We start from the raw sequence: 1104 nt of genomic DNA, 5'->3' as shown, positions 1-1104 counted from the left end.
GAACATACCGATCAGATCATCCAACGCCTGCTCACCACGACCCGCCACCGGCGTACCGACGGTGATGTCATCGGAACCCGAAAGACGCGACAACAGCACAGCGAGCGCCGAATGCACCACCATGAACAACGTCGCGTTCTGCCGCTGCGCCACCCGCCGCAAACCGGCATGGGTTTCCGGGTCGATCGCGAAATGCACACGACCACCGGCGAACGACTGCACCGCCGGACGCGGCCGGTCCGTCGGCAGATCCAGCTGGTCGGGCACACCCGCCAGCGCCGTCTGCCAGTACCCGACCTGCTGCGCGGCCACCGATTCCGGATCGGCTTCGTCGCCGAGCAGTTCACGCTGCCAGATGCTGTAATCCGCGTACTGCACCGGCAACGGCGCCCACCCCGGCATATCGCCCGAGGTGCGAGCGGCGTAGGCCGTCATCAGATCCCGGGTCAGCGGGGCCACCGACGAACCGTCGGCCGCGATGTGGTGCACCACCATCGCCAGCACCCACTCGTCGGGGCCCGTGGTCAGCAGCAGCATCCGCACCGGTGCCTGCTCGGTGACATCGAAGCCGACCGCCGTCAGCTCGGCGATCCGGGCCACCGGATCGTCCGTGGCGGCGATCTCGATCGCACCGATCACCTGCGCGACCGGCAGGACTTCCTGATACGGCAGTTCGTCGGGACCCAGCGGATAGCGAGTACGCAGTGATTCGTGCCGTTCCAGCACGTCCGCGACCGCCGCGCGCAGTGCCTCGGCGTCGAGCGCGCCGGTCAGGCGGATCGCCACCGGCAGGTTGTAGGCCGCCGAACCTCCGTCGAAACGGTTGAGGAACCACATTCGCTGCTGCGCGGGCGACAACGGCACCCGCTCCGGACGCACACGCGGCGCCAGAGCGGGCAGGTTTCCGCGGCGGGTAGCGCTTTCCGCGGCGGCGGCCAACGCCATCACAGTGGACGCTTCGAACAGCATCCGCACCGGAACCTGCGTATCCAATGCCGCGGCCAACCGCGCCGCGACCTGCGTCGCGATCAGCGAGTTACCACCCAGAGCGAAGAAATCATCATCCGCACCGACCCGCTCCACCCCGAGAACATCGGCGAACAC

The 1104-nt window shown here is 68.0% G+C and carries 1 protein-coding gene; it reads right to left on the bottom strand.

Going from position 1 to position 1104, the window contains the following annotated elements; translation table 11 throughout:
- Positions 1 to 1104: condensation domain-containing protein (locus ACWCPQ_RS35045; RefSeq protein ID WP_449907488.1), on the bottom strand; the 1104-nt coding region annotated here is incomplete at both ends.

The sequence above is a fragment of the Nocardia sp. NPDC001965 genome (assembly GCF_053594175.1).
This window is presented reverse-complemented; position numbering and strand designations above follow the sequence as displayed.